Raw genomic sequence first — 22298 nt, 5'->3', positions numbered from 1 at the left:
TGAAAAAAATGATCGCTTGTTTAAAATAAGCTCATAATGTTTATTTAAAAAACAGAGGTTGTTTATATTTTCATAGACATATTTACAAAATATCATACAAATATGCTATTAGATAACAAAAAGGATTAGACCCACTCAAATAGATCTAATCCTTATGGTATCAATTTCATATCACCAATTCACAGGTAACTTACTTGTACAACTTAAATATTTAGAAACGATAGGACAGATTGGTTCCAATAGCATTTCCCTTTAATTTTGTACCATTTCGTTTCAAATTATTTTTTGAGTATTCTAAACCTACTTCAATATCATTAGAGATTGCATATTTTACACCAATCGCATATCCAATCTCTTTGAAACTACCAAAATCCGATATTTTACTAATACTATAATGTAATTTAACGTATGGTAATATATCTGGTAGGAGACGGTATCCTTGAGCATATCCAATACTATATTGGGATTTTTGTTTGATATCATGAAAAATATTGCTACTTCCTAATTTTGCTTTACCATCAATTATTCCAATTAAATTCCTACCATAATCTATTGCATAGTCTAAAGTAAAGTTTATGCCTATTGCCTGCTTACCTTGCAAATCACCATTTTTATATTTTGTAGTTGTAACATCCATACCAATTCCTCCACCTGTAAAAGTTTCACCTACAGGCGCAGCTAAAGCAGAACTTGATAACAAAGCTACTACGATAAATCTTTTCATCATAAATCTCCTATTAAGTTAGCGTAGAAAATATTATTTTATTCTAATGAGATAGATATATATCAAACCGATGTTTTTTAGTTTCCTTACAAAAATCAGGTTTCTTATTTGCTAAAAATAATGCGTAGTTAGGTCTTTTTACAACCACTCTCTTTCTAGCAAGTTGCTGAGCAGGGAAAAGTAAATCATCTGAATCTAAATCACAGCCAACCAATTGTTGAAATAGTTGCATCTCCTTTTTTACTAATGCACTTTTAGTCTTAGACGGATACATAGGATCAAGATAAACAACATCCACCGAGTCAAGATCTGGATTTAAACCAGTAATAGAACTATGAGGAAGTAATACCATTCTTTCTCTCATAAAATGACCAATTTCTAAATCTTTATAAGCTCTTTGTAAACCATCTTCCAATAATGCGCCAACAATTGGATTACGTTCAATAAGTTTCACATAGCACCCTATTGATGCCAAAACAAAAGCATCTTGCCCTAAACCTGCTGTCGCATCAATAATTGTAGGAGTATACGAACCTTTAACACCAACAGCTTTCACAATAGCCTCATTACGACCACCGCCAAACTTTCGACGATACGACATTTTTCCATCAACAAAATTTACAGCTACAGCACCTAATTTAGGCTGATTAAGTTTCCTTAATTCAAGGCGTTCATTAGTCTGTACTAATGCTAAATTAGAGCTAGGATTATGCTTCAATTTCCATTTTTCACAAATATCATAAAAGCGCTCAGTAAAATCACTTTCATTAATTAATTGAATATTCATATCATGAGGTTTAAATACAACATAGGAACAATTCTTTGTTCCCATGTTATAAAATTACTTTTTAACACGAGTGTGTAACCCCTTCTTCTCTAAATTACGATAAATCAACCACTGCTGTGCAATCGTAATTAAGTTAGAGGTTAACCAGTAAAGTACTAAGCCTGATGGGAACCATAGGAAAAACACAGTAAACATCACAGGCATAAAGTTCATCACTTTTTGCTGTACAGGATCAGCAATTGGAGTCGGCGACATTTTTTGTAACAAGTACATTGACCCCCCCATTAATAGAGGGAAAATGTAGTATGGATCTTGTGCCGATAAATCTTGAATCCAACCAAAGAATGGCGCGTGGCGTAATTCCACCGCTTCCATAAATGTCCAGTATAATGCGATGAAAATTGGCATTTGAAGAAGAATTGGTAAGCAACCGCCCATTGGGTTTACTTTTTCTTCTTTGTAAAGTTTCATCATTTCTTGACTCATACGCTGACGGTCATCACCGAAACGTTCACGCATCTCTTGAATGCGAGGTTGTAACATACGCATTTTCGCCATTGAGGTATATTGAGCTTTTGTTAATGGGTATAGAATGGTTTTCACCACAATGGTTACACCGATAATAGCTAAACCCCAGTTAGATACAATACTTTGAATGAATGTTAATAGCCAGAATAATGGTTTTGCAATGAACCACGCCCAGCCATAATCAACGGTTAAGTCAAAGTTATTTGCCACTTGTGCCATTGCAGCTTGATCTTTCGGTCCAGTCCATAAATGGCTTATAATAGTCGCTTCACCATTAGGGGCAACTTGTGTTGCAGGCCCACGGTAACCGATAGTGCCTACGCCATTTCCTGTGCGAGTATAAAGATTATTTTCCGCATCTTGATTTGGGATCCACGCCGATACGAAATAATGCTGTAAAACAGCTGCCCAACCTGCTTTAGTATCTACAGATAAGTTAGCTTTTGCCATTTCATCAAAACTATATTTTTTATAGTTCACTTCAGAAGATGAATAAGCACCACCTGTATAGGTTGGCATTGCAAAATTGCCAGCACTTTCAACTAAAGTATGTTTAAGTTGACCATAAGGCTGAACTTCAAGGGTTTCTGCCGAACCATTTTTGATGTGATAATTCACCGCTACATTATAGCTACCACGTTTTAAGGTAAATGTTTTGGTATAAACTACATCATCTTTTTCAAATGTTAATGGCACATCAATCTCATTTTGTCCTTCAGCTAACGCAAATTTCTCTGCCGTAGCTTGATACTGAGCACGACCTGCTGTGGTATCAATCCCATTTTTACCGACTAACCCACTTTGTGCCACATACAGCACTTTGCCGTTATCTTGTAGCAATTCAAATGGTGTATTAGAGTCTAATTCTGCGTTATATTTTAAGAGATCAGAATCAACCACATCACCACCTAAAGTATCTACGGTTAAACGTAATACGTCCGTTTCAATAGTAATGGTTTTTCCTTTAGTTGATTGCTCATTGATAGATGCCACATTAGATGAAGCGGGGACATCACTCGATTGATTTGCAACTTGTTGTGTTTGAGCTTGAGCCATCGCTTGTTTTTGTGCTTGGATCTCAGGATTATAGTCCTGTTGCCACTGCGTAAAAATCAAGAACGAAACAAGCAACAAACCCATAATCAGTAAACTACGGTTTGAGTTCATTTTAAGTTCTCTGTGGTTAAAGTGAAGTGGAATAGCCCACTATGGAAAAGTATACATTTTAATATAGGATAACAAACTATCCAACGCCTTTTGCAAGATAGCGGTTGGATTTTTTTAGAGATTTACTAAAAAGTACGGCTTCTTGCAAACAAATGCTCACAAATCAAACAAACTTAGGATTTTCTTACTAATATTGAAGCAAAATAATGTGATGAACGCCACATTTTGAAGAATTACTTCTTTTTTATTCTTACGAAATCCGACAAAATAAGTGTCATCTAGCAAGAAAACTCGTATAATTACGACGTTTTTATTTTTTTATTCTTACAAAGAGGTACACACAATGGGTGGTATTAGCATTTGGAATCTAGTTATTATCGTTTTATTAGTTGTCTTATTATTTGGCACTAAAAAATTACGCGGATTAGGCTCAGACTTAGGCGAATCTATCAAAGGCTTTAAAAAAGCGATGAATGATGACAAAGCTAAAGACGCTGAATTTGAGAAAGTAGAACAAAAAGCCACAGAATCTACCGAACAAAAAGCAAAAGAAAAAGAGCAGGCATAATCCGTGTTTGATATAGGTTTTTCTGAATTAGTTTTGGTGTTTATCGTTGGCTTAGTGGTACTAGGCCCGAAACGCCTGCCTATTGCTATTCGTACAGTGATGGGCTGGGTTCGTACTATTCGAGGATTGGCAGCTAACGTTCAAAATGAGCTTTCTCAAGAGCTAAAACTGCAAGAGTTGCAAGAGAGCATTAAGAAAGCAGAAGAGTTGAATTTAAGTAAATTATCCCCCAAATTAAGCAAGACCGTAGAAGAACTCAAACAATCAGCACAGAAAATGCAAGCTAACTTAGACTCAGCAAGAGGGCAAATTGAAAGCATGACGCAAGAGCAAGTTAATGAAATTCAAAATAAAATTGAGCAAGAGAGCCAGCAACTTTCTCAACAAGCTAAACAGCAGAAAGAAACCGAAAACCCACCGTTTGAAACCGAAACGCTTTCAGCGGATCGCATTGCAGAACTTGCTGAAGCAGACGAGGATAAATTGACGGCGTATTATCCCCCAGATGACGATCTTGCAAGTGTTGAGCCTAAAACGAAACAGGATAAATAATGTCAGTCGAAGAATCTCAACCCCTTATTAGCCATTTAATTGAGCTTCGTAACCGCTTGTTAAGAGCGGTTATTTGTATTTTAGTTATTTTTTGTATCCTTGTTTATTGGGCAAATGACATCTATACATTACTTTCTAGCCCACTTACTGAACGTTTACCCGAAGGGGCAACGATGATTGCCACGAATGTGGTTACACCGTTTTTCACCCCGATAAAATTAACGGCGATTGTTGCAGTATTTATTTCCGTGCCTTATATTTTGTATCAAGTCTGGGCATTTATCGCACCTGCATTATATAAACACGAAAAAAAGCTAGTTTATCCACTGTTAATCTCAAGCTCTCTGCTTTTCTATATTGGTGTGGCATTTGCGTATTATGTAGTCTTTCCGCTCATTTTTGGCTTCCTGACCCAAACAGCCCCTGAAGGTGTTGTAATGGCAACAGATATTAATAGCTATCTTGATTTCATTTTGACTATCTTTTTAGCCTTTGGTGTCTGTTTTGAAGTGCCAGTTGCGATCATTTTACTTTGTTGGTCTGGCGTAACCACAGCAGAAGATCTCAAAGAAAAGCGTCCTTACATTATTGTGGCAGCTTTCGTGATCGGAATGTTACTTACCCCACCAGATATGTTCTCTCAAACATTACTAGCTGTGCCGATGTGTCTGTTATTTGAACTAGGACTACTGGTTGCTCGTTTTTATCAGCCGAAAGATGATGAAACAGAGTCAACAGCACAATCTGAATAAATAACTATAGAGGCACAAAATGTGTCTCTATGTATTTTAGATAATGTATATTCTGCTCAATAGCCATCTGCTGTAGTATTCCCGCATAGAATACCTTTAATCACCTTTTGAGAGCCAATACATTCCGAAACCGAATATTGATTCAAATATTGATAGAAATGTTCAAGGGCGTGATCTAAGACAGATTTCAGGTGACAATGCGGTTTTAAAATACACGCAGGAGAATTGCAATCTATCAATCTGGGATTGCCTTGCAAGGTTCTAATCACTTCGCCCACAGCCATAGAGAGAATGAGAGAGGAAATTCTAATACCGCCACCTTTTCCCCTTGCGGTGATTAGCCACCCTTGTTTTGCCATAAAATGCACCACTTTCACCAAATGGTTCTGCGACACTTGAAGCGATTCTGCTAACTGCGGAATGGTGTGAAGCTCATCTTGATGATGAGCAAGATACATCAATACACGAAAAGCATAATCAGTAAATTTACTTAGGTGCATAGTTCCCTCCATACTTGATAAAGTTGGGCATTAATGCCCAACTTATCTTTCCCATTACTCATGAGAAGAGAGTAATAAATTCCCCAAGGTTTTCACCCCAATCCCCGTTGCACCTGCTGCCCATAAATCACTTGCAGTTTTGCGGAAGGTTGCAGAACAGTCAATGTGTAACCAATTTTGCTGATAATTTTCCACAAAATAGGATAAGAAGGCTGTTGCGGTACTTGCGCCTGCACCAACAGGAACAGAACCGATATTGGCAATATCTGCAAAGGAAGATGAAATTTGAGCACGGTGGAACTCTTCAAACGGTAAACGCCAGAAAGGTTCGTTTTCGGCTTTGGCTGCCTCAAATAAACGGGCAACTAATTGATCGTCCATTGATAGCACTGAATGGTAGTCATTACCCACCGCTACTTTAGCTGCACCTGTTAAGGTCGCACAATCGACAATAAACTGCGGTTTCTGTTTGCTGGCCTCAATTAAACCGTCGGCTAACACTAAACGCCCTTCTGCATCGGTATTTAACACTTCTGCGGTTACGCCATTGCGATAAGTAATGATATCCCCTAATTTGAATGCTCGGCTACTCACCATATTTTCTGCACAGCAAAGATAGAGTTTCACACGTTGTTTTAAGCCACGTGCAATAGCAAAACCTAACGCCCCTGTGACTAAAGCTGCACCGCCCATATCAGTACGCATTGTAGACATACTGTCACTTGGTTTTAAGCTATAACCGCCCGTGTCAAAGGTAATGCCTTTACCGACCAAACAGGCTAACACTGGTGCATCTGGGTTGCCCGTTGGGTTATAGTCAAGTTGTAACATCGCAGGTAAATGAGCAGAGCCTTTACCAACCGACCAAATGCCGTGATAACCACGTTCATTTAATGCTTCACGAGCAACGATTTCAAAAGAAACCTTACCTTTGCCTACATATTTATCGGCTTGGTGTAAAATAAATTCAGCTGCTTTGTGAGCCAACACTTCGGGGGTTAAGCGGTCAGATGGTTCGTTAATAATGTCACGAGTAAAGCTGCTACACGCAAGGCGAGCATCAAATTCGGTTTGTTGTTCATTTAACGCAGGATAGGTGACTGAGCCTGCATTTTTCACGCTAACAAATCCTTGATGGAACGCCCAACACTGCTCTAATCCCCAGCCTTCGCCTGTTAAGGCAACATTTAAAATGTTCTGATTTTTGATTTTGCGAGCTGCTTGTTGAATGGTGGTTAATTCATCTTTTACCAGATGAATTGTCATACCTTGATCGTTTGCCGATAAAATTGCATTTTTTCCCCAAACTTCAGGGGCGGCAGTTAATGATAACGTGATTTGCATTGAACTCATAAAGACTCCTTGATATATAGCTATATAAATACTTTTACACTTCATCCAATATAACTTTGAATATTGTCAATAAAGTATTATTGCCAATCCTACTAAACCCCCTACTAAAAGTCTATCGTTCAGTTCACTCTAAGATACATTGTGAAAAAATAAACACATATCACAGATATTATTCATTTTTTTAACATGATGTAATAATCAAAAATTGGGAATGTATCTTCAAAGCTAATAACAAGTAATGAATCAATTAATTTTGGTGATCTCTTAAGCGATCACCAAGAGCTAAGGATGAAAACGAAAGTAAAGAAGAGCAGCTCTTAAGCCTTGATTATAAGAGTTTAATCTATCTTTTACCTATCAATCCGCCCAAACTTCCCACTTTGTACATCACGCATAGCTTGAATAATTTCTTCTCGGCTATTCATCACAAAAGGACCATAACCTACAACAGGTTCATTTAATGGCTCTCCCGTAAGAACTAACAGTTTAGCATCGTTATTCGCCTCGATCAGAACATCAGCGCCGCCACGTTCAAAGGTCACTAATTCACCACGACGAGCAATGTCCTCGCCATTAATTTGTACTGTGCCATCTAACACCAAAATAATCAGATTATGGCTTTCTGGTACAGCAAAAGTATGAACTTTACCTGCATTTAGTACCACATCCCACATATTAATCGGACTAAAAGTACTAGCAACTCCCGAAGTACTTGATAGCTCTCCCGCAATAATACGAGCCATTCCAGCATTATCACCAAGTTGCACGACAGGAATATCTGCCGATTTAATCGCCTGATATTTTGGTGTTGTCATTTTGTGAGCTTTAGGCAAATTCACCCAAAGTTGTACCATCTCAAACATTCCACCTTCTCTTGAGAAACGTTCTGAGTGAAACTCTTCGTGCATTACACCTGAACCTGCCGTCATCCATTGCACATCACCTGTCCCAATAGTACCGCCACCACCATAAGAATCCGCGTGAGCAACTTCGCCTTGATACGCAATTGTAACGGTTTCAAAACCACGATGCGGATGCTCGCCAACACCACTAAAATCCGATTTGCGTCCACCATCAAAATGGCGAGGTGGGTTGTAATCCATCAATAAGAACGGATCTAAATTTTTATCGGTATCGTTATAGCTAAACATTGATTGAACGTGGAACCCATTGCCTACCCAGTGTTTTGCAGGTGCAGTATGAACATTTGCAACTTTTTTCATTTTGTTATCCTTTGTTTATAGTTAAATGTTGCGAGTGATTTATCACATCGCTCTTGATGGGGCACATTATAATCTCATCTAAAATTTGATAAATATAGGTTTTATTGAGTAACTATTTAATATAAGTAAATAATAAAAAGAAAAATCGCAAAAAAAGATAAAATCATTATAATGTCGCCTTTCACAGCGGTGCGATAATGCAAAAATATTGCAACATCGTACCGCTTATTTATTCAATCGTGGTTCGCAAACCTCCCACGCAAAAAAACTAAGGAACACAATGAAACCTACACCTAAAGCTGCCGTGATTTTTTCAGGCGGACAAGATTCTACAACTTGTTTATTCCTTGCTATCAAAGAATTTGGCAAAGAAAATGTCGAAGCCGTCACCTTTCAATATGGACAACGCCACGCCATCGAATTAGATAAAGCCCGTTGGATTGCTCAAGATCTTGGCGTTAAACAGACCTTAATTGATACATCTGTGATAAAAGCCATTACGGCTAATGCCTTAATGGACGATCAAGCTGAAATTAAGCAGACAGGCAACACCCCTAACACCTTTGTAGATGGGCGTAATGCTCTTTTTCTACTTTACACAGCCATTTATGCAAAAAGTCAGGGGATCCAGACCATTTATACTGGCGTATGTGAAACAGATTTTAGTGGTTATCCTGATTGCCGAGATGTATTCATTAAATCAATGAACGTAACGCTTAATTTAGCGATGGATTACAACTTCAATATCCGTACACCGTTGATGTATCTCACGAAAAAAGAAACTTGGGCGTTAGCGGATAAACTTGGGGCATTGGACTATATCCGAACTCATACTCACACTTGTTATCTTGGCGTAGAAGGTGGTTGCCATACTTGCCCAAGCTGTTTGTTGAGAGAAAAAGGGTTAAACGAATATTTAGAGGAAAAAAGCAATGTTTAAAATCGCCAAAGAATTTAGTTTTGATATGGCTCATATGTTGGACGGTCACGATGGCAAATGTAAAAATCTGCACGGGCACACCTATACTTTACAAGTAGAGATTGCTGGCGAATTACATACGGGCGGTGCTAAATCGGGTATGGTGATGGATTACAGTGATCTCAAAGCGGTCGTAAAACAGCATATTCTCGACAAAATGGATCACGCCTTTATCTACGATTCTACGAGTGAAAAAGAGTGCAAAGTTGCCACATTACTTCAATCTCTCGATTCCAAAACCTTTGGCATTCCTGCTCGTACCACAGCGGAACAGATGGCGAAATACATTTTTGACACACTCACAACGGAAGGACTACCTGTTAGTCTTATTCGTCTATGGGAAACCCCAACGTCTTATTGTGAGTACTGCCGATAATGAAAAATCCAGAATACCGAATTGTCGAAATCTTTGAAACCCTTCAAGGCGAAGGGTTCAACACGGGTATGCCGAGTATTTTTATCCGCTTTGGTAAATGCAATCTCGCTTGCCCTTGGTGCGATACCAATTACAACCAATACGAAACCAAAACCCTTGCAGATATTATGCAAGTGGTCAAAGGTTTTTCCGCAAAGAACATCATTATTACAGGGGGCGAACCGACAATTCAGCCCGATTTAGCGTATCTGCTCGATACCTTGAAAGCAGCAGGTTATTTTATTGCGATAGAAACTAATGGCTTAAAACCTGTTCCGCCACAAATTGACTATATCGCCACTAGCCCCAAGCGGTTATATCAGAAGAATTATTTGAAACATCACATTCCCTTTGCTAATGAAGTGAGAATTGTGGTAGACGGTGATGTACTGGCGTTTTGTGAGCAGATAGAAAGCACCATCAAAGCAGAGCGTTACTACCTTTCCCCTTGTGAAGAAAATGGGGTGATGAATATGTTAGAAACCATCACCCAACTAGGAAAACTTAACCAGCGTCCGAACAAACCCCGTTGGCAGTTAAGTATTCAGACGCATAAGATGGCTGGGATTGAGTAATACTGAAAACGCTTAATTGTTGCAATTAAACTATTCTGCTACTTTTACTTCTTTTGTCCCACAACCAAAATTAATAATCTCTTGCTCAGACATAAGAGGATAACGGCATTGCATTTTTAGATAGAGAATTCCCTCATCTGATAGAGTGTCTTGATAACCTACTCTAGCCTCTTCTGGGGATAGCCCCGAAGATTCTTGATGTCTATTTATACTATATTGTAACGATTTAGGTTTACTAGATTTCTGAGATTCTGACTCATTGATATCTTGCGCCAATAATGAATTTTCATTATTGCTATCCACAACAGAAGCCTGTTCATTTTGAACTGAAATAGATTGTCTAGCTTCAGCCTTTTCATCTGATGAGGAGGTCTCCGTTATATCCTTCTTAGAATCAGGAATTTTTACTTGGGAAGCTCCCGCTTCTGAGACCTCAGATTTTAGAGATTCAACTTTTGGTGACTCAACTTTTGATGCCTCAACTTTTGGCGACTCAACTTTTGAATCTTCCGCTTTTAGTCCTTCTACATCAGCTTTATCTTCTCCCTTTTCTTGAATAATATCCTTCTTAGGTTGTTCAAAGCAGGCAGTTACAGAAAATATAGCAATAAAAATTAATAATAGTTTATTCATAAAAAATATCCTTAAATAAAAATCAACGCATTGTCACAAACTCTTCCGAGCCTGTTGGGTGAATGGAGACTGTGTTATCAAAATCAGCTTTGGTTGCCCCCATTTTGATTGCAACGGCAAAACCTTGCATCATTTCATCAACACCAAAGCCAATGCCGTGTAAGCCAACAATTTTTTCTTCCTTGCCGACACAAACTAATTTCATTCGGCAAGGTTGGCGGTGTTGTGTTACGGCACTGTACATTGGGGTGAATGAAGATTTATAAACTTTCACATTTTCCGCACCGTATTGCTCAACCGCTTTTGGCTCTGTTAAACCAATAGTACCAATCGGCGGATGGCTAAAAACTACCGTTGGAACAAGGTTGTAATCCAAATGTTCATTTAGCCTATTGTTGAATAAACGCTCTGATAAACGGCGACCTGCGGCAACGGCAACAGGGGTTAATTCAATTCCACCTTCAATAATATCGCCTACGGCATAGATGCCTTCGACGTTGGTATTTTGGAATTTATCCACCTTCACAAAGCCACGTTCATTTGTTGCTACACCTGCAGCGTCAAGGTTAATCACGTCTGTTGCTGGTTCACGACCAATCGCCCATACCAAGCAATCTACGCTTTGTTCTTCAGCATTTTCCAATTTTAACGTTAAAGAGCCATCAGCATTTTTAACGACTTCTTGTGGAATAGCGTGAGTATGAAGTTGAATACCATCTTGGTTCATCACTTCTAATAAAGTTTCCACAATAAGTGGATCGAAAGTACGCAAAGGGGCGTGTTGGCGAACGAATAAATGGGTTTCTGCCCCTAAGCTGTTTAATACGCCTGCAAGTTCCACCGCAATGTAACCAGCCCCCACAACCGCCACACGTTTTGGTACATCATCTAAGGCAAAAACACCTTCAGAATCAATGCCATATTCAGCCCCTTTAATCGCAGGGCGACTTGGACGACCTCCCGTTGCAATTAAAATATGATCTGCCGTGATTTTCTCTACGCCACCGTCTGCCAAGGCAACTTCAACGGTATTCTTATTCACGAATTTTGCAAACCCACGAATAACATCGACATTGTTTCTAGCTAAAACGTTATTGTAAGAGGTATGAATACGTCCGATATAGGCTTGACGGTTTTCGACTAATTTACGGTAATCAAAACGATTGATCGTCACATCAAAGCCGTAATCTGGTGCATAGCAATTGATCGCTTCAGCAATTTGAGCACCATAGAACATCACTTTTTTTGGCACACAGCCTACGTTTACGCAAGTTCCGCCTAGGTGTTTTGCTTCGATAATGGCACATTTTTTACCATAACTTGCCGCTCGGTTAATAGAAGCAATGCCGCCGCTACCGCCGCCAATAGCGATATAGTCGTAATGTTTGGTCATAAAAGGCTCCTTAAAATTATCTTTATTTCATATCCATAACACACATTAAAAAAACATAGCCACATCCAGCCATAAAAGATATGGCTGATTTGACTATTACTTCGCAATACGCTTATATTTCATACGATGTGGCTGTGTAGCTTCTGCACCAAAGGTTTTCTTTTTCCACTCTTCGTAGTCTGAGAAGTTACCTTCGTAGAAAGTGACTTTACCTTCATCACCGTAATCTAAAATGTGAGTTGCGATACGGTCTAAGAACCAACGGTCGTGCGAGATAACCATTGCACAGCCTGGGAATTCTAAGATCGCATTTTCTAACGCACGTAAGGTTTCCACATCAAGGTCGTTGGTTGGTTCGTCTAATAATAAGACGTTTCCGCCCGCTTGTAACAATTTCGCAAGGTGTAAACGACCACGCTCACCGCCTGATAATTCGCCGACACGTTTTTGTTGATCTACGCCTTTGAAGTTAAAGCGACCAACATAAGCACGACTTGGAATTTCAAAGTTGCCGATGGTTAAAATATCTTGTCCGTTTGAGACTTCTTCCCATACGGTTTTTTTGTCGTCCATTGCATCACGGAACTGTTCCACAGAGGCAAGCACCACCGTTTCTCCCATCACGATTGAACCGCTATCTGGCTGTTCTTGACCTGAAAGCATACGGAATAAGGTTGATTTACCTGCACCGTTCGCCCCGATGATCCCCACAATCGCCCCTTTCGGAATGCTGAAAGATAAATCATCAATTAAAGTGCGGTCGCCGTAAGATTTGGTTAGATTGCTCACTTCAATCACTTTATCCCCTAAACGTGGACCAGGTGGAATAAAGAGTTCGTTGGTTTCGTTACGTTTTTGATATTCGCCTGAGTTAAGCTCTTCAAAGCGTGCCATACGCGCCTTGCTTTTCGCCTGACGACCTTTCGGATTTTGACGTACCCACTCCAACTCTTTAGCAATGGATTTTTGACGAGCATTTTCCGCCGCTTGTTCTTGCTCTAAACGTTTCTCTTTTTGCTCTAACCAAGATGAGTAGTTACCTTCCCAAGGAATACCTTCACCACGGTCAAGCTCTAAGATCCAGCCTGCCACGTTATCTAAGAAGTAACGGTCGTGGGTAATTGCCACCACAGTACCTTCGTAGTCGTGTAAGAAACGTTCTAACCACGCCACCGACTCCGCGTCTAAGTGGTTGGTCGGCTCGTCTAATAACAACATATCCGGTTTTTCGAGCAACAAACGGCAAAGTGCCACACGGCGGCGTTCGCCCCCTGAAAGATGTTCGATTTTAGCGTCCCAATCTGGCAAACGTAACGCATCTGCTGCACGTTCTAACTGGTTATCTAAATTATGACCATCGTGAGCTTGAATAATCGCTTCTAATTGTGCTTGTTCAGCCGCAAGTTTATCGAAATCCGCATTTTCATCGGCATACGCTGCATAAACTTCATCTAAACGAGTAAGTGCATTTTTCACTTCTGAAACCGCTTCTTCAATGGCTTCACGCACGGTTTGCTGTGGCTCTAATTTCGGCTCTTGCGGAAGATAACCGATTTTGATCCCTGGTTGTGGACGAGCTTCACCTTCGATCTCTTTATCGATCCCAGCCATAATGCGTAACAGGGTGGATTTACCTGCACCATTTAAACCTAACACCCCGATTTTAGCCCCCTGGAAAGAAGCTCAATGAGATGTCTTTCAAAATATGACGCTTCGGCGGAACGACTTTTCCGACACGGTGCATAGTGTAAACAAATTGCGTGGACATATACATTCCTTTTCTGACAAAAATTAGGGGGTATTCTACTTGAAATCAGGGGCAAAATATAGCTTTGCCTTTACATTCATTAGAAATCTGATTAAACCAAAACTCTGCCTGTGATAAAACAAAAGATCAAACCCAAGCTAACATATGCCAATTACTTGGGACATAGTTAGTTAAGTTTGATCTTCTTAAATTACCCTATATTGATGTTAGAACGAGTATCTTACATTGGAATTAACAGATAAATCCGTATTATATTTTCCAAATGCAGAGCCTTCTAAACTCAAGCCTATACTTAACTTATCATTAGCTCTGATATTAAGCCCCAAGTCCATCAACATTCTGGCATCTTTTTTGCTATTGCTAGCACTTATACCATCTACCAAAATTTCATTGCGTTTTGCAATATCCCATTGATAGCCAATGCCAGCCCAAGCGGTCGCTTTGCTCTGTCCAATTTCAAAAGTTTTACCTGCATTCACACCCAAACGACCAACCAGTCCATTTGAGACTTTTATGGTTAATTTATGTCCGTTATCAGCTAAATTAGCTTGGCTATTTTTGACATAAATCACTTCCGCTTGTGGTTCAACATAACCTGAACCTAAGTTAAATCTATAGCCAACTTCACCACCCAAATAGAATGAATGGGTGTTATATCGTTGAGATTTAAAATCTAACTTCATTTCTTTAAATGCGTAGTCAAATTTATGGTTATTTTTGACATATTTAGCGATGGTATCAAGATAAAAGCCGTTATCAAATAACGCTGTCGCATAAACGCCTGCACCGATAGATTTTACATCGCCGTTCGTTGAGCCGATTTTTCCTTCAATGTCTGTTGAAGTATGCGTCACCGTTACCCCAGTAAATAACTCTGCATTTGAAAGGTGGCTTTGTTTATCAAAACCTGTCTGAATATGGGTAAATTTATGCTTATAGCTATCGCTACTGCCTTTACCGCCTAATACTCTAGCCCATACGCCTGCATTGGCGTCAATGCCACGCAACTCTCCCATTCTCTTATTGAGATTGTTCATTTCAACGTGGTTAAGATCAGTATGCAATGAAGTAAGTTCATTAGCTTCTTTGATCGCAGCTTGATTTGGTGATTTCGTGATATGGATATTTCCATTTTGGTCTTGAGCTAAATCATAGTTCACCAAGCCCGTATTGTTCACCAAAATCTGCTTGCTATTTGGATCAATTAAAGCAATATCAATACCTTCTCTTTGAATTAGGTAACGAGTTACATCACCGACACGAGCGGTTACAAAACTTAGCTCTTGATAATTAGCAATAGCTTCTTTTAATGATTTCACCGCTAGACGTTCTGCGGTTTCTGGTTCTGTTGGTTTAACCTCGCTTACAGTCGCTGTTTCAGTTGAAGCTAGGCTTGGAGTAGGCTCAGGTGCTGGCTCTGCAACTTCAGGAGTTGGCACAGCGGTCGGTTGCTCGCTTGTTTCTGCAACTGCTTCTGCTGTTGGCTTAGCATCTTCAGTAGCAACAACTGGCGTTTCTACTGCTGGCTGAGCAGTATTATCTACACTTGGCTCATCGCTATTTTCATTAGCTGGAGTGCTTGGTGTATTTTCCGTTTCTAGCACTACGGTTTCTGCATTTGACGCAGAGCTGTCTGTTGAAGTGATTTCACTGCTATTTTCTTCTGACACTGTGGTTTCAGTGTTTGATGTAGCGATTTGCTCGTTATTTTCTGCAACAGCTTCTTCTGTTGGAGGGACTTCACTTACAGTCTCTGTTTCCGATGTCTCTGTATTTGATGATTGAGCATCTACATCTGTTTCTTCTGGAGCTGGTTCTGTCGTGACTGTACTCGCTTCGTTAGTATTCTCAGCTACTGTCTCTGTATTGGTTGAACTATTATTTTCAGTTGCAGTAGTCGTTGTTGTACTGTTACTAATACCACAATAACTAGCATCAGCTCCCGGAGCTAAACTTAATTTACAATCCTCTCGGTTAGTGGTGTCTTTATAAGTACCATTATTTCGCGTTTCATCAATACTCACATAAGTAATGCTGTAAATATCGTACACATCGGTGACATATTTATTTCCATTTGGAACATAGTAACTATAAAGAAAACGAAAAATTTCATTACCTTTATTATCAAGTACATAATCCCCTGTCACCTCAACCATTTTAAGGTTTCCTGCCTGATCTGCTACAGAGTCACTGATATAACCTTTTTTAATTTTGCCAGTTTTTTCATCTACCTCAATGCCCCATAAAGTCACAGTATGTGTCCATGATGTTAGCGCGGCAACAACGTTTCCAGTTTTGAAGTTTTCAACCAATGATTTTGTAACTAAAGCTGCATTAGAGTCGTAACGCTCAGTCCAAAATGGACCACCACTGATTTTTGTTGGCCCACGCTGTGCCTCATAAGAAGTTTTCGTATTATGAGTTTCATATAACTTAACAGTGGGAGCAAAATCCTCAAAGAAATATTCCATTCCACGAAATGGGTATAATCCTCCCTGTATGTTTGGATATTTCTTATTTAACCATTTTGAAATCTCCTTATTATCGTTTGGTGTATTGGGATTAAATAAAACAGGGGTTTTTAATTCTCTTTTCCACCAACCAAGCATATTTCCTGCAACAGCTCCCCAGCATTGGTTAGGATATTGAAAATCAGCAGTCCAACCTTTTTGCTTATCAACTCCACTTGCCCAGTAGACATCGTCTGCCAAAACATTAACAGAGGATGAAAGTAGAGCAGTTATCAAGGCCTTCGAAAAATAAGGCTTCATTATGATCTCCTTTAAATTTATGGAAAGAATACTGAAATTATACTGGTAGGAAAAATCTGAATACTTTTATAATAGCTCATTGATTAACGATGAGAAACACAAAAACCCATCAGTTAAATTTCACCGATGGGTGATTGTAAACTTTTTAATCAGATAAAACTTTGAGTAAGCTCAATATATGGTTATGAAAATGTCGATATTACCTACCGCCTATTTCATCACGCTACTTTACATTGCTCTCTCTGTATCGCACGATACCCAATATCTCGGCGGTAAAAACGCCCTTGCCACTGGATCTGTTCGGCAAGTTTTAAGGCTTTTTGCTGTGCGTCAGATACCGTAGAACCTAATGCGGTGGCACACAGTACACGTCCCCCTTTTGTGACTAATTTCCCATTCTGTTGGCTAACACCTGCGAGGAAGACCTTTTTATCGGCACAACAATCTGTCGGAATTCCCGTGATTTCATCATTTTGACGATAATCTGCAGGATAACCTTCGGCAGCCAGCACAATCCCTAACGCTGCTTGTTCACACCATTTTGATTGTATCTCGTTTAGCTTGCCGTCACAGGCTTTTAGACAGAGTTCAACAAGATCCGACTCCAATCGCATCATAATTGGTTGTGTTTCAGGATCACCAAAACGGCAGTTAAATTCAATCACTTTAGGTTGCCCATTTGGCATAATCATCAAGCCTGCATAGAGAAAACCTGTATATTCATTATTTTCACTCGCCATACCACGCACTGTCGGATAAATAATTTCTTGCATCACACGTTGATGAACATCTGGAGTGACGACAGGGGCAGGGGAATAAGCGCCCATTCCACCTGTATTTAAGCCTGTATCGCCTTCACCCACTCGTTTATGATCTTGACTGGTTGCCATTGGCTCGACGTTTTTACCATCGACCATCACGATAAAACTGGCTTCTTCGCCAGCTAAAAATTCTTCGATAACAACACGGCTACCAGCATCGCCAAACGCATTTCCTGAAAGCATATCTTTCACTGCTTCTTCAGCTTCCGCCAATGTCATTGCAACAATCACTCCTTTACCAGCCGCCAAACCATCGGCTTTAATCACAATCGGGGCATTTTTTTGGTGTAAATAGGCTAAGGCAGGTTCAATTTCGGTAAAGGTTTGATATTCTGCTGTTGGAATGTTGTGGTGAGCTAAAAAGTCTTTGGCAAAGGCTTTTGACCCTTCTAATTGAGCTGCAGCTTGAGTTGGACCAAAAATTTTTAATCCAGCGGCACGGAATGCATCAACAACGCCGATAACTAAAGGTGCTTCAGGTCCGACAATGGTTAGCCCCACCTCATTTTCTTTGGCAAAATTGACTAAAGCGGTCAGATCCGTTGCAGAAATTGCCACATTTTCAATCCCTGCTTCAAGCGCTGTTCCTGCATTTCCAGGCGCTACAAAAACCTTTTCCGCTAAAGGTGATTGACGAACTTTCCACGCCAATGCGTGTTCACGACCACCGTTGCCAATAATCAAAATATTCATTGAAATTCCCCTGTAAAAAATCGCTAAAGATCTGACCGCCTGCAAAAAAGCAAACGTTTGCGTAGTGTATAGGATTTAGTGATGAACAGGAAGCATTATTTATTGAGAATTAGCATTAATATTATCTATAATCATATATCCAACATTCTATGCTAAAATCTCCCCTATTATTTTTTACAGAGAATCAACTATGACAATGATTAAAATTGCACAACAAGCCAAACAAGCGAGCTTTGAGTTAGTACAGTTTGGCAATGTTCAAAAGAACCAAGCCCTATTCGCCATTGCTGATGCGTTGGAACAACGTACCGATGAGATTTTAGCGGTCAATGCGAAGGATATTGATTATGCCAAGTTGCAAGGGATTTCAGAGGCGATAATCGACCGCTTGTTGCTAACACCTGAGCGTATTCGTGGGATTGCAAATGATGTGCGAAACGTGGCAAGCCTTGCCGATCCTGTCGGGCAGGTGATTGACGGCGGTGTGTTGGACAGTGGGTTAAAAATCGAACGTCAGCGAGTGCCATTAGGGGTGATTTTAACCATTTATGAAGCTCGTCCGAATGTGACCATTGATGTTGCTTCGCTCTGTTTGAAAACAGGCAATGCGGTGATCTTAAGAGGCGGTAAAGAAACGAAATTTACCAATGCAATTTTGGTTGAAGTTGTACAAACAGCCTTAGCACAAGCAGGTTTGCCGAAGTTAGCCGTGCAAGCTATCACCGATCCTGACCGTGCTTTATTGCTCGAATTGCTCAAGTTGGATCAGTATATTGATATGGTTATTCCACGAGGTGGAGCAGGTTTACATCAGTTCTGCAAAGAAAACTCGACTATCCCTGTGATTGTCGGCGGTATCGGAGTGTGTCACCTGTATGTGGAAGCCAGTGCGGATTTAGAGCATTCGCTGAATGTGATTGCCAATGCGAAAACCCAACGTCCAAGTACTTGTAACACCCTAGAAACCCTGTTGGTCGATAAGGCGATTGCAGATCAGTTTTTACCGAAACTTGCGGAACATCTTTGCCAATTGAAAGTGACATTGCATAGCGATGATTTTGCTGAAGATCTACAAAATAATCCGCAAATTCAACCGCTTGATCAAGCGAAATTAAATCAAGAGTGGCTGTCGTTAGATTTAAGCGTGGTGGTTGTAGATGGTATTCAGCAAGCGATTGAGCATATTCGTACCTACGGTAGCCAACATTCCGAAGGGATTTTAACCAGTAACTACGCCCTTGCTCGCCAGTTCGTTCAACAAGTTGATGCGGCAGCGGTATATATTAATGCCAGCACTCGTTTTACCGATGGCGCACAATTCGGTTTAGGGGCAGAAGTGGCGGTAAGTACACAAAAACTGCACGCCCGTGGACCGATGGGGCTAGAAGCACTCACGACCTATAAATGGGTGTGTGAAGGGGATTATTTGACGAGAAAATAGTGTCTCAAAGATATAAAAAACATCCATGAAATATAAAGAGATTCAATATTTTTAAGCTATACTACATAATATAGGGAATCTTAGATATATCTTGCGCTGGTACAAAGTGTTAAGCGCTAAAAAAATTTACAATGATTCGTCAATACAATTTAAAAACACATCCAATGATTTAAAGGAGAACATAATGAAACCTTATCTTTCGAAGATCGTAATAGCGACACTTTTTTTTCATCTGTACAGGTAGTTGAAGCTCAGACTTATTGGGCAAGTGGAGTCAATCAAAATAGTGGATGGACTGCTGATTTACAATATCCAAATCAGTGTTGGGGTGCTGTTGCAGGAAATACTCTCGGATGGTGGAAAAGTAGAGTAAAAGCGCAAGTAGAATTTAACGAGGATACTCCTAAAGATAGCAAAGCCATTTCAGGATGGATATATAAAACTTATCCGCATATACAGGGTGGATTACAACCATATCGAGGTATGGAGTATTTTTTCTCTCGTTTTGCATCAGGAGTAAAATTATACGAAGAACATAATAAAAAAACGTATTATGAAAGTGAGAGAGGTCCAACAAAAATTAGTGGTGGTCCATTCTGGACGGAACGTTATGACTCGGATGCCAAATTAGTCACTAAATCTTTAATTGATAATTTTAAGACAGGAAACGTTGTTGCAGCACTCACTTCTCAGCACCATACCGTAACCTTATGGGGAATTGAAGTTGATGGGGATGGTAAGATAAAAAAAGGATGGATTAGTGATTCTGTTAAGGATAAAGCTGGAAATCTTAAAATGGTTGAGGTGGTAGGAAATTACGCAAAAGACAATAAAGGAAATGATATATTCCGTTTTCTTTACAGTTATGCCGTTGACGGTGGTCGCATGTATGTAACGGATCTTTATGATATTTATAGTATTACCTACCTCAGTATAGATGAGGCAAGAAATAATGGTACTTATAAAGATACATCTAATCGTGAGGATTGTAGGTTAAGTTTGGCTCCTGGTGTGTCAGGAAGTTTTTGTTCAATTAATAGTACAGCAACTAATACTACAAAGGTAGAGAATGTATCTACTACTAACAATAACTCAACAAATCTTCCAACAAAAGTTGAAAATAGTGGCTATTCAAATCAAGTCATTAATGCTGCATCGGCATCAGATGATACTGTAAGTTCAGCATCCGAAAATAATGATTCGGTAAATACACCGGAAAATATCGAAAACAGTAATGGGGTAGATATAGGTAATAATTCGACAGTATCTTCGGCAAATGTTGAAAATAGTAGTAATGAGGTTAGTGTAATTAATACACCAAATACATCAAGTCTACCTAACGATCAAGGAACTAAAAAGATTATTGTTGATAATTCAGAAAGCAACGCAAAAGATCCTATCATAAGCAAAGCGACAGAATCTTTAACAAAGGAAATTAATTCGTACCCAGAACTAAGTTTTATCACTAAGAATATGGGAGATGTAACATTTTATATTGTGCAAAAAGATGGTGTTGACATAGCTTTGATTAATCCAAAAACTGAACAGTCGTTAGTTAGTAATAAGGGATTAGTAATCTATGATTTCAAACAAGACCAAAATGGAAATATCCATATCACGAAATCACCAAATCAAGCTGCGATCAAAGAAGCTAATGAACTTACTTCATTGCATACTGATCTTAACCACGTTGAAATGAACAATCTCAATAAGAGAATGGGAGAGTTACGTGGTATTGACGCCAATGCTGGCGTATGGGCTAGAGTATTAGGTGGTAAAGGTAGTAGCGATAGCTATAAGCATAAATTTACCCATATTCAGACAGGTTTTGATAAACAAAGTCACCTTTCAAATGCAGAGTTATTTACTGGGGTAACGGTGACGCATACTTCAACAGACATTGAAGGAAAAATCGGCTCAACGAACGGCGATGTAAAATCTATCGGTGCAGGCGTTTATGCGACAGCGTTATTTGATAACGGCTTTTATCTTGATACCATCGCTAAATATGTCAAAAATAACCATAAATTTGACTACGCATTTAAAGAAATGAAGTTAGATTTTAAATCTCAACGATATAACACCCATTCATTCTATTTGGGTGGTGAAGTTGGCTATAGATTTAACTTAGGTTCAGGTTATGTTGAACCACAAGCGGAAGTGATTTATGTCAAAAATAGCCAAGCTAATTTAGCCGATAACAGACATAAATTAACTATAAAAGTCTCAAATGGACTGGTTGGTCGTTTGGGTGTGAATGCAGGTAAAACTTTTGAAATTGGACAGAGCAAAGCGACCGCTTGGGCTGGCATTGGCTATCAATGGGATATTGCAAAACGCAATGAAATCTTGGTAGATGGTATAAGTGCTAGCAATAGCAAAAAAGATGCCAGAATGTTGATGGACTTGGGGCTTAATATCAGAGCTAATGATAAGTTAAGTATAGGCTTGAGTTTAGAAGGCTCTGCATTTGGAAAATATAATACGGATTTATCTGTTAATTCCAATGTAAGATACTCGTTCTAACATCAATATAGGGTAATTTAAGAAGATCAAACTTAACTAACTATGTCCCAAGTAATTGGCATATGTTAGCTTGGGTTTGATCTTTTGTTTTTACTAAAGAGGCATGTCGAATTGACCACAGATTAAGAG

18 protein-coding genes, 1 pseudogene and 1 riboswitch are annotated in these 22298 nt (G+C 39.4%); of the genes and pseudogenes, 8 read left to right on the top strand and 11 right to left on the bottom strand.

Annotated elements, in window-relative coordinates; genetic code table 11:
• Positions 1 to 211 precede the first annotated feature (211 nt).
• The 3 genes from B0183_RS04360 to yidC are packed head-to-tail and all read right to left on the bottom strand — an operon-like array spanning position 212 to position 3206.
• Complete coding sequence (locus B0183_RS04360) at positions 212 to 724, bottom strand: porin family protein (protein WP_078208386.1); 513 nt, start codon at positions 722 to 724, stop codon at positions 212 to 214.
• Positions 725 to 767: 43 nt separating this feature from the next.
• Positions 768 to 1511, bottom strand: coding sequence for a class I SAM-dependent methyltransferase (locus B0183_RS04355; protein ID WP_016528343.1), 744 nt, complete (start codon positions 1509 to 1511; stop codon positions 768 to 770).
• Between the two features lie 54 nt (positions 1512 to 1565).
• Positions 1566 to 3206, bottom strand: a complete 1641-nt coding sequence (gene yidC / locus B0183_RS04350) for a membrane protein insertase YidC (RefSeq protein WP_078208385.1) — start codon at positions 3204 to 3206, stop codon at positions 1566 to 1568.
• A gap of 343 nt (positions 3207 to 3549) precedes the next feature.
• Between yidC and tatA the strand changes: the two genes are divergently transcribed.
• Genes tatA through tatC form a run of 3 tightly spaced genes read left to right on the top strand, consistent with a single transcriptional unit; the run spans position 3550 to position 5078 of the window.
• Entirely contained in the window at positions 3550 to 3774 is a 225-nt protein-coding gene (gene tatA, locus B0183_RS04345; RefSeq protein ID WP_005714073.1) for a Sec-independent protein translocase subunit TatA, read from the top strand.
• Between the two features lie 3 nt (positions 3775 to 3777).
• Positions 3778 to 4326: a Sec-independent protein translocase protein TatB gene (gene tatB / locus B0183_RS04340; RefSeq protein ID WP_071610563.1), complete on the top strand. Its 549-nt coding sequence runs from the start codon at positions 3778 to 3780 to the stop codon at positions 4324 to 4326.
• A complete protein-coding gene (gene tatC, locus B0183_RS04335; RefSeq protein WP_021112852.1) occupies positions 4326 to 5078 on the top strand; it encodes a twin-arginine translocase subunit TatC in 753 nt (250 codons plus the stop codon). The genes tatB and tatC overlap by 1 nt, the downstream gene beginning before the upstream one ends.
• Positions 5079 to 5134: 56 nt before the next feature.
• Here tatC and B0183_RS04330 read toward each other — a convergent pair whose 3' ends face one another.
• The 3 genes from B0183_RS04330 to B0183_RS04320 form a co-directional block, all read right to left on the bottom strand.
• The gene (locus B0183_RS04330; RefSeq protein WP_021111336.1) at positions 5135 to 5578 is read right to left on the bottom strand and encodes an RrF2 family transcriptional regulator; all 444 of its coding nucleotides are present in this window, start codon (positions 5576 to 5578) and stop codon (positions 5135 to 5137) included.
• A gap of 54 nt (positions 5579 to 5632) precedes the next feature.
• A complete protein-coding gene (gene pepB, locus B0183_RS04325) occupies positions 5633 to 6922 on the bottom strand; it encodes an aminopeptidase PepB (RefSeq protein ID WP_010787118.1) in 1290 nt (429 codons plus the stop codon).
• Positions 6923 to 7281: 359 nt separating this feature from the next.
• A complete protein-coding gene (locus B0183_RS04320) occupies positions 7282 to 8154 on the bottom strand; it encodes a pirin family protein (RefSeq protein WP_078208384.1) in 873 nt (290 codons plus the stop codon).
• A gap of 233 nt (positions 8155 to 8387) precedes the next feature.
• Positions 8388 to 8432: riboswitch (PreQ1 riboswitch) on the top strand.
• Positions 8433 to 8434: 2 nt separating this feature from the next.
• Here B0183_RS04320 and queC point away from each other — a divergent pair.
• Genes queC through B0183_RS04305 form a run of 3 tightly spaced genes read left to right on the top strand, consistent with a single transcriptional unit; the run spans position 8435 to position 10123 of the window.
• Positions 8435 to 9094: a 7-cyano-7-deazaguanine synthase QueC gene (gene queC, locus B0183_RS04315; RefSeq protein ID WP_078208383.1), complete on the top strand. Its 660-nt coding sequence runs from the start codon at positions 8435 to 8437 to the stop codon at positions 9092 to 9094.
• Positions 9087 to 9509 (top strand): 6-carboxytetrahydropterin synthase QueD, encoded by a 423-nt coding sequence (gene queD / locus B0183_RS04310; RefSeq protein WP_078208382.1) that lies wholly within the window; start codon positions 9087 to 9089, stop codon positions 9507 to 9509. The genes queC and queD overlap by 8 nt, the downstream gene beginning before the upstream one ends.
• Positions 9509 to 10123: a 7-carboxy-7-deazaguanine synthase QueE gene (locus B0183_RS04305; protein ID WP_062923977.1), complete on the top strand. Its 615-nt coding sequence runs from the start codon at positions 9509 to 9511 to the stop codon at positions 10121 to 10123. The genes queD and B0183_RS04305 overlap by 1 nt, the downstream gene beginning before the upstream one ends.
• A gap of 30 nt (positions 10124 to 10153) precedes the next feature.
• On the opposite strand, the gene B0183_RS04300 is transcribed toward B0183_RS04305, so the two are convergent.
• The 5 genes and pseudogenes from B0183_RS04300 to purD form a co-directional block, all read right to left on the bottom strand.
• Positions 10154 to 10756 carry a hypothetical protein gene (locus B0183_RS04300; RefSeq protein WP_078208381.1) on the bottom strand — a complete coding sequence of 201 codons (603 nt, stop codon included), beginning with the start codon at positions 10754 to 10756 and terminating at the stop codon, positions 10154 to 10156.
• Positions 10757 to 10778: 22 nt separating this feature from the next.
• Positions 10779 to 12149 (bottom strand): glutathione-disulfide reductase, encoded by a 1371-nt coding sequence (gene gorA, locus B0183_RS04295; protein WP_078208380.1) that lies wholly within the window; start codon positions 12147 to 12149, stop codon positions 10779 to 10781.
• Between the two features lie 96 nt (positions 12150 to 12245).
• Positions 12246 to 13917 (bottom strand): annotated as a pseudogene (ettA, locus tag B0183_RS04290) (energy-dependent translational throttle protein EttA).
• A 206-nt stretch (positions 13918 to 14123) separates the two neighbouring features.
• Positions 14124 to 16688 (bottom strand): autotransporter outer membrane beta-barrel domain-containing protein, encoded by a 2565-nt coding sequence (locus tag B0183_RS04285; RefSeq protein WP_078208379.1) that lies wholly within the window; start codon positions 16686 to 16688, stop codon positions 14124 to 14126.
• A gap of 218 nt (positions 16689 to 16906) precedes the next feature.
• Positions 16907 to 18202 (bottom strand): phosphoribosylamine--glycine ligase, encoded by a 1296-nt coding sequence (purD, locus tag B0183_RS04280; RefSeq protein WP_078208378.1) that lies wholly within the window; start codon positions 18200 to 18202, stop codon positions 16907 to 16909.
• A gap of 190 nt (positions 18203 to 18392) precedes the next feature.
• On the opposite strand from purD, the gene proA reads away from it, so the two are divergent.
• Both proA and B0183_RS04270 read left to right on the top strand, forming a co-directional pair.
• Entirely contained in the window at positions 18393 to 19643 is a 1251-nt protein-coding gene (gene proA / locus B0183_RS04275; RefSeq protein ID WP_078208377.1) for a glutamate-5-semialdehyde dehydrogenase, read from the top strand.
• Positions 19644 to 20126: 483 nt separating this feature from the next.
• Positions 20127 to 22169: an autotransporter outer membrane beta-barrel domain-containing protein gene (locus B0183_RS04270; RefSeq protein WP_234802026.1), complete on the top strand. Its 2043-nt coding sequence runs from the start codon at positions 20127 to 20129 to the stop codon at positions 22167 to 22169.
• Positions 22170 to 22298 lie beyond the last annotated feature (129 nt).

Source organism: Glaesserella parasuis, from assembly GCF_002015085.1.
Lineage (GTDB): Bacteria > Pseudomonadota > Gammaproteobacteria > Enterobacterales > Pasteurellaceae > Glaesserella > Glaesserella parasuis.
The sequence above is the reverse complement of the archived record's forward strand: the minus strand, read 5'-3'. Positions and strand labels throughout refer to the sequence as shown.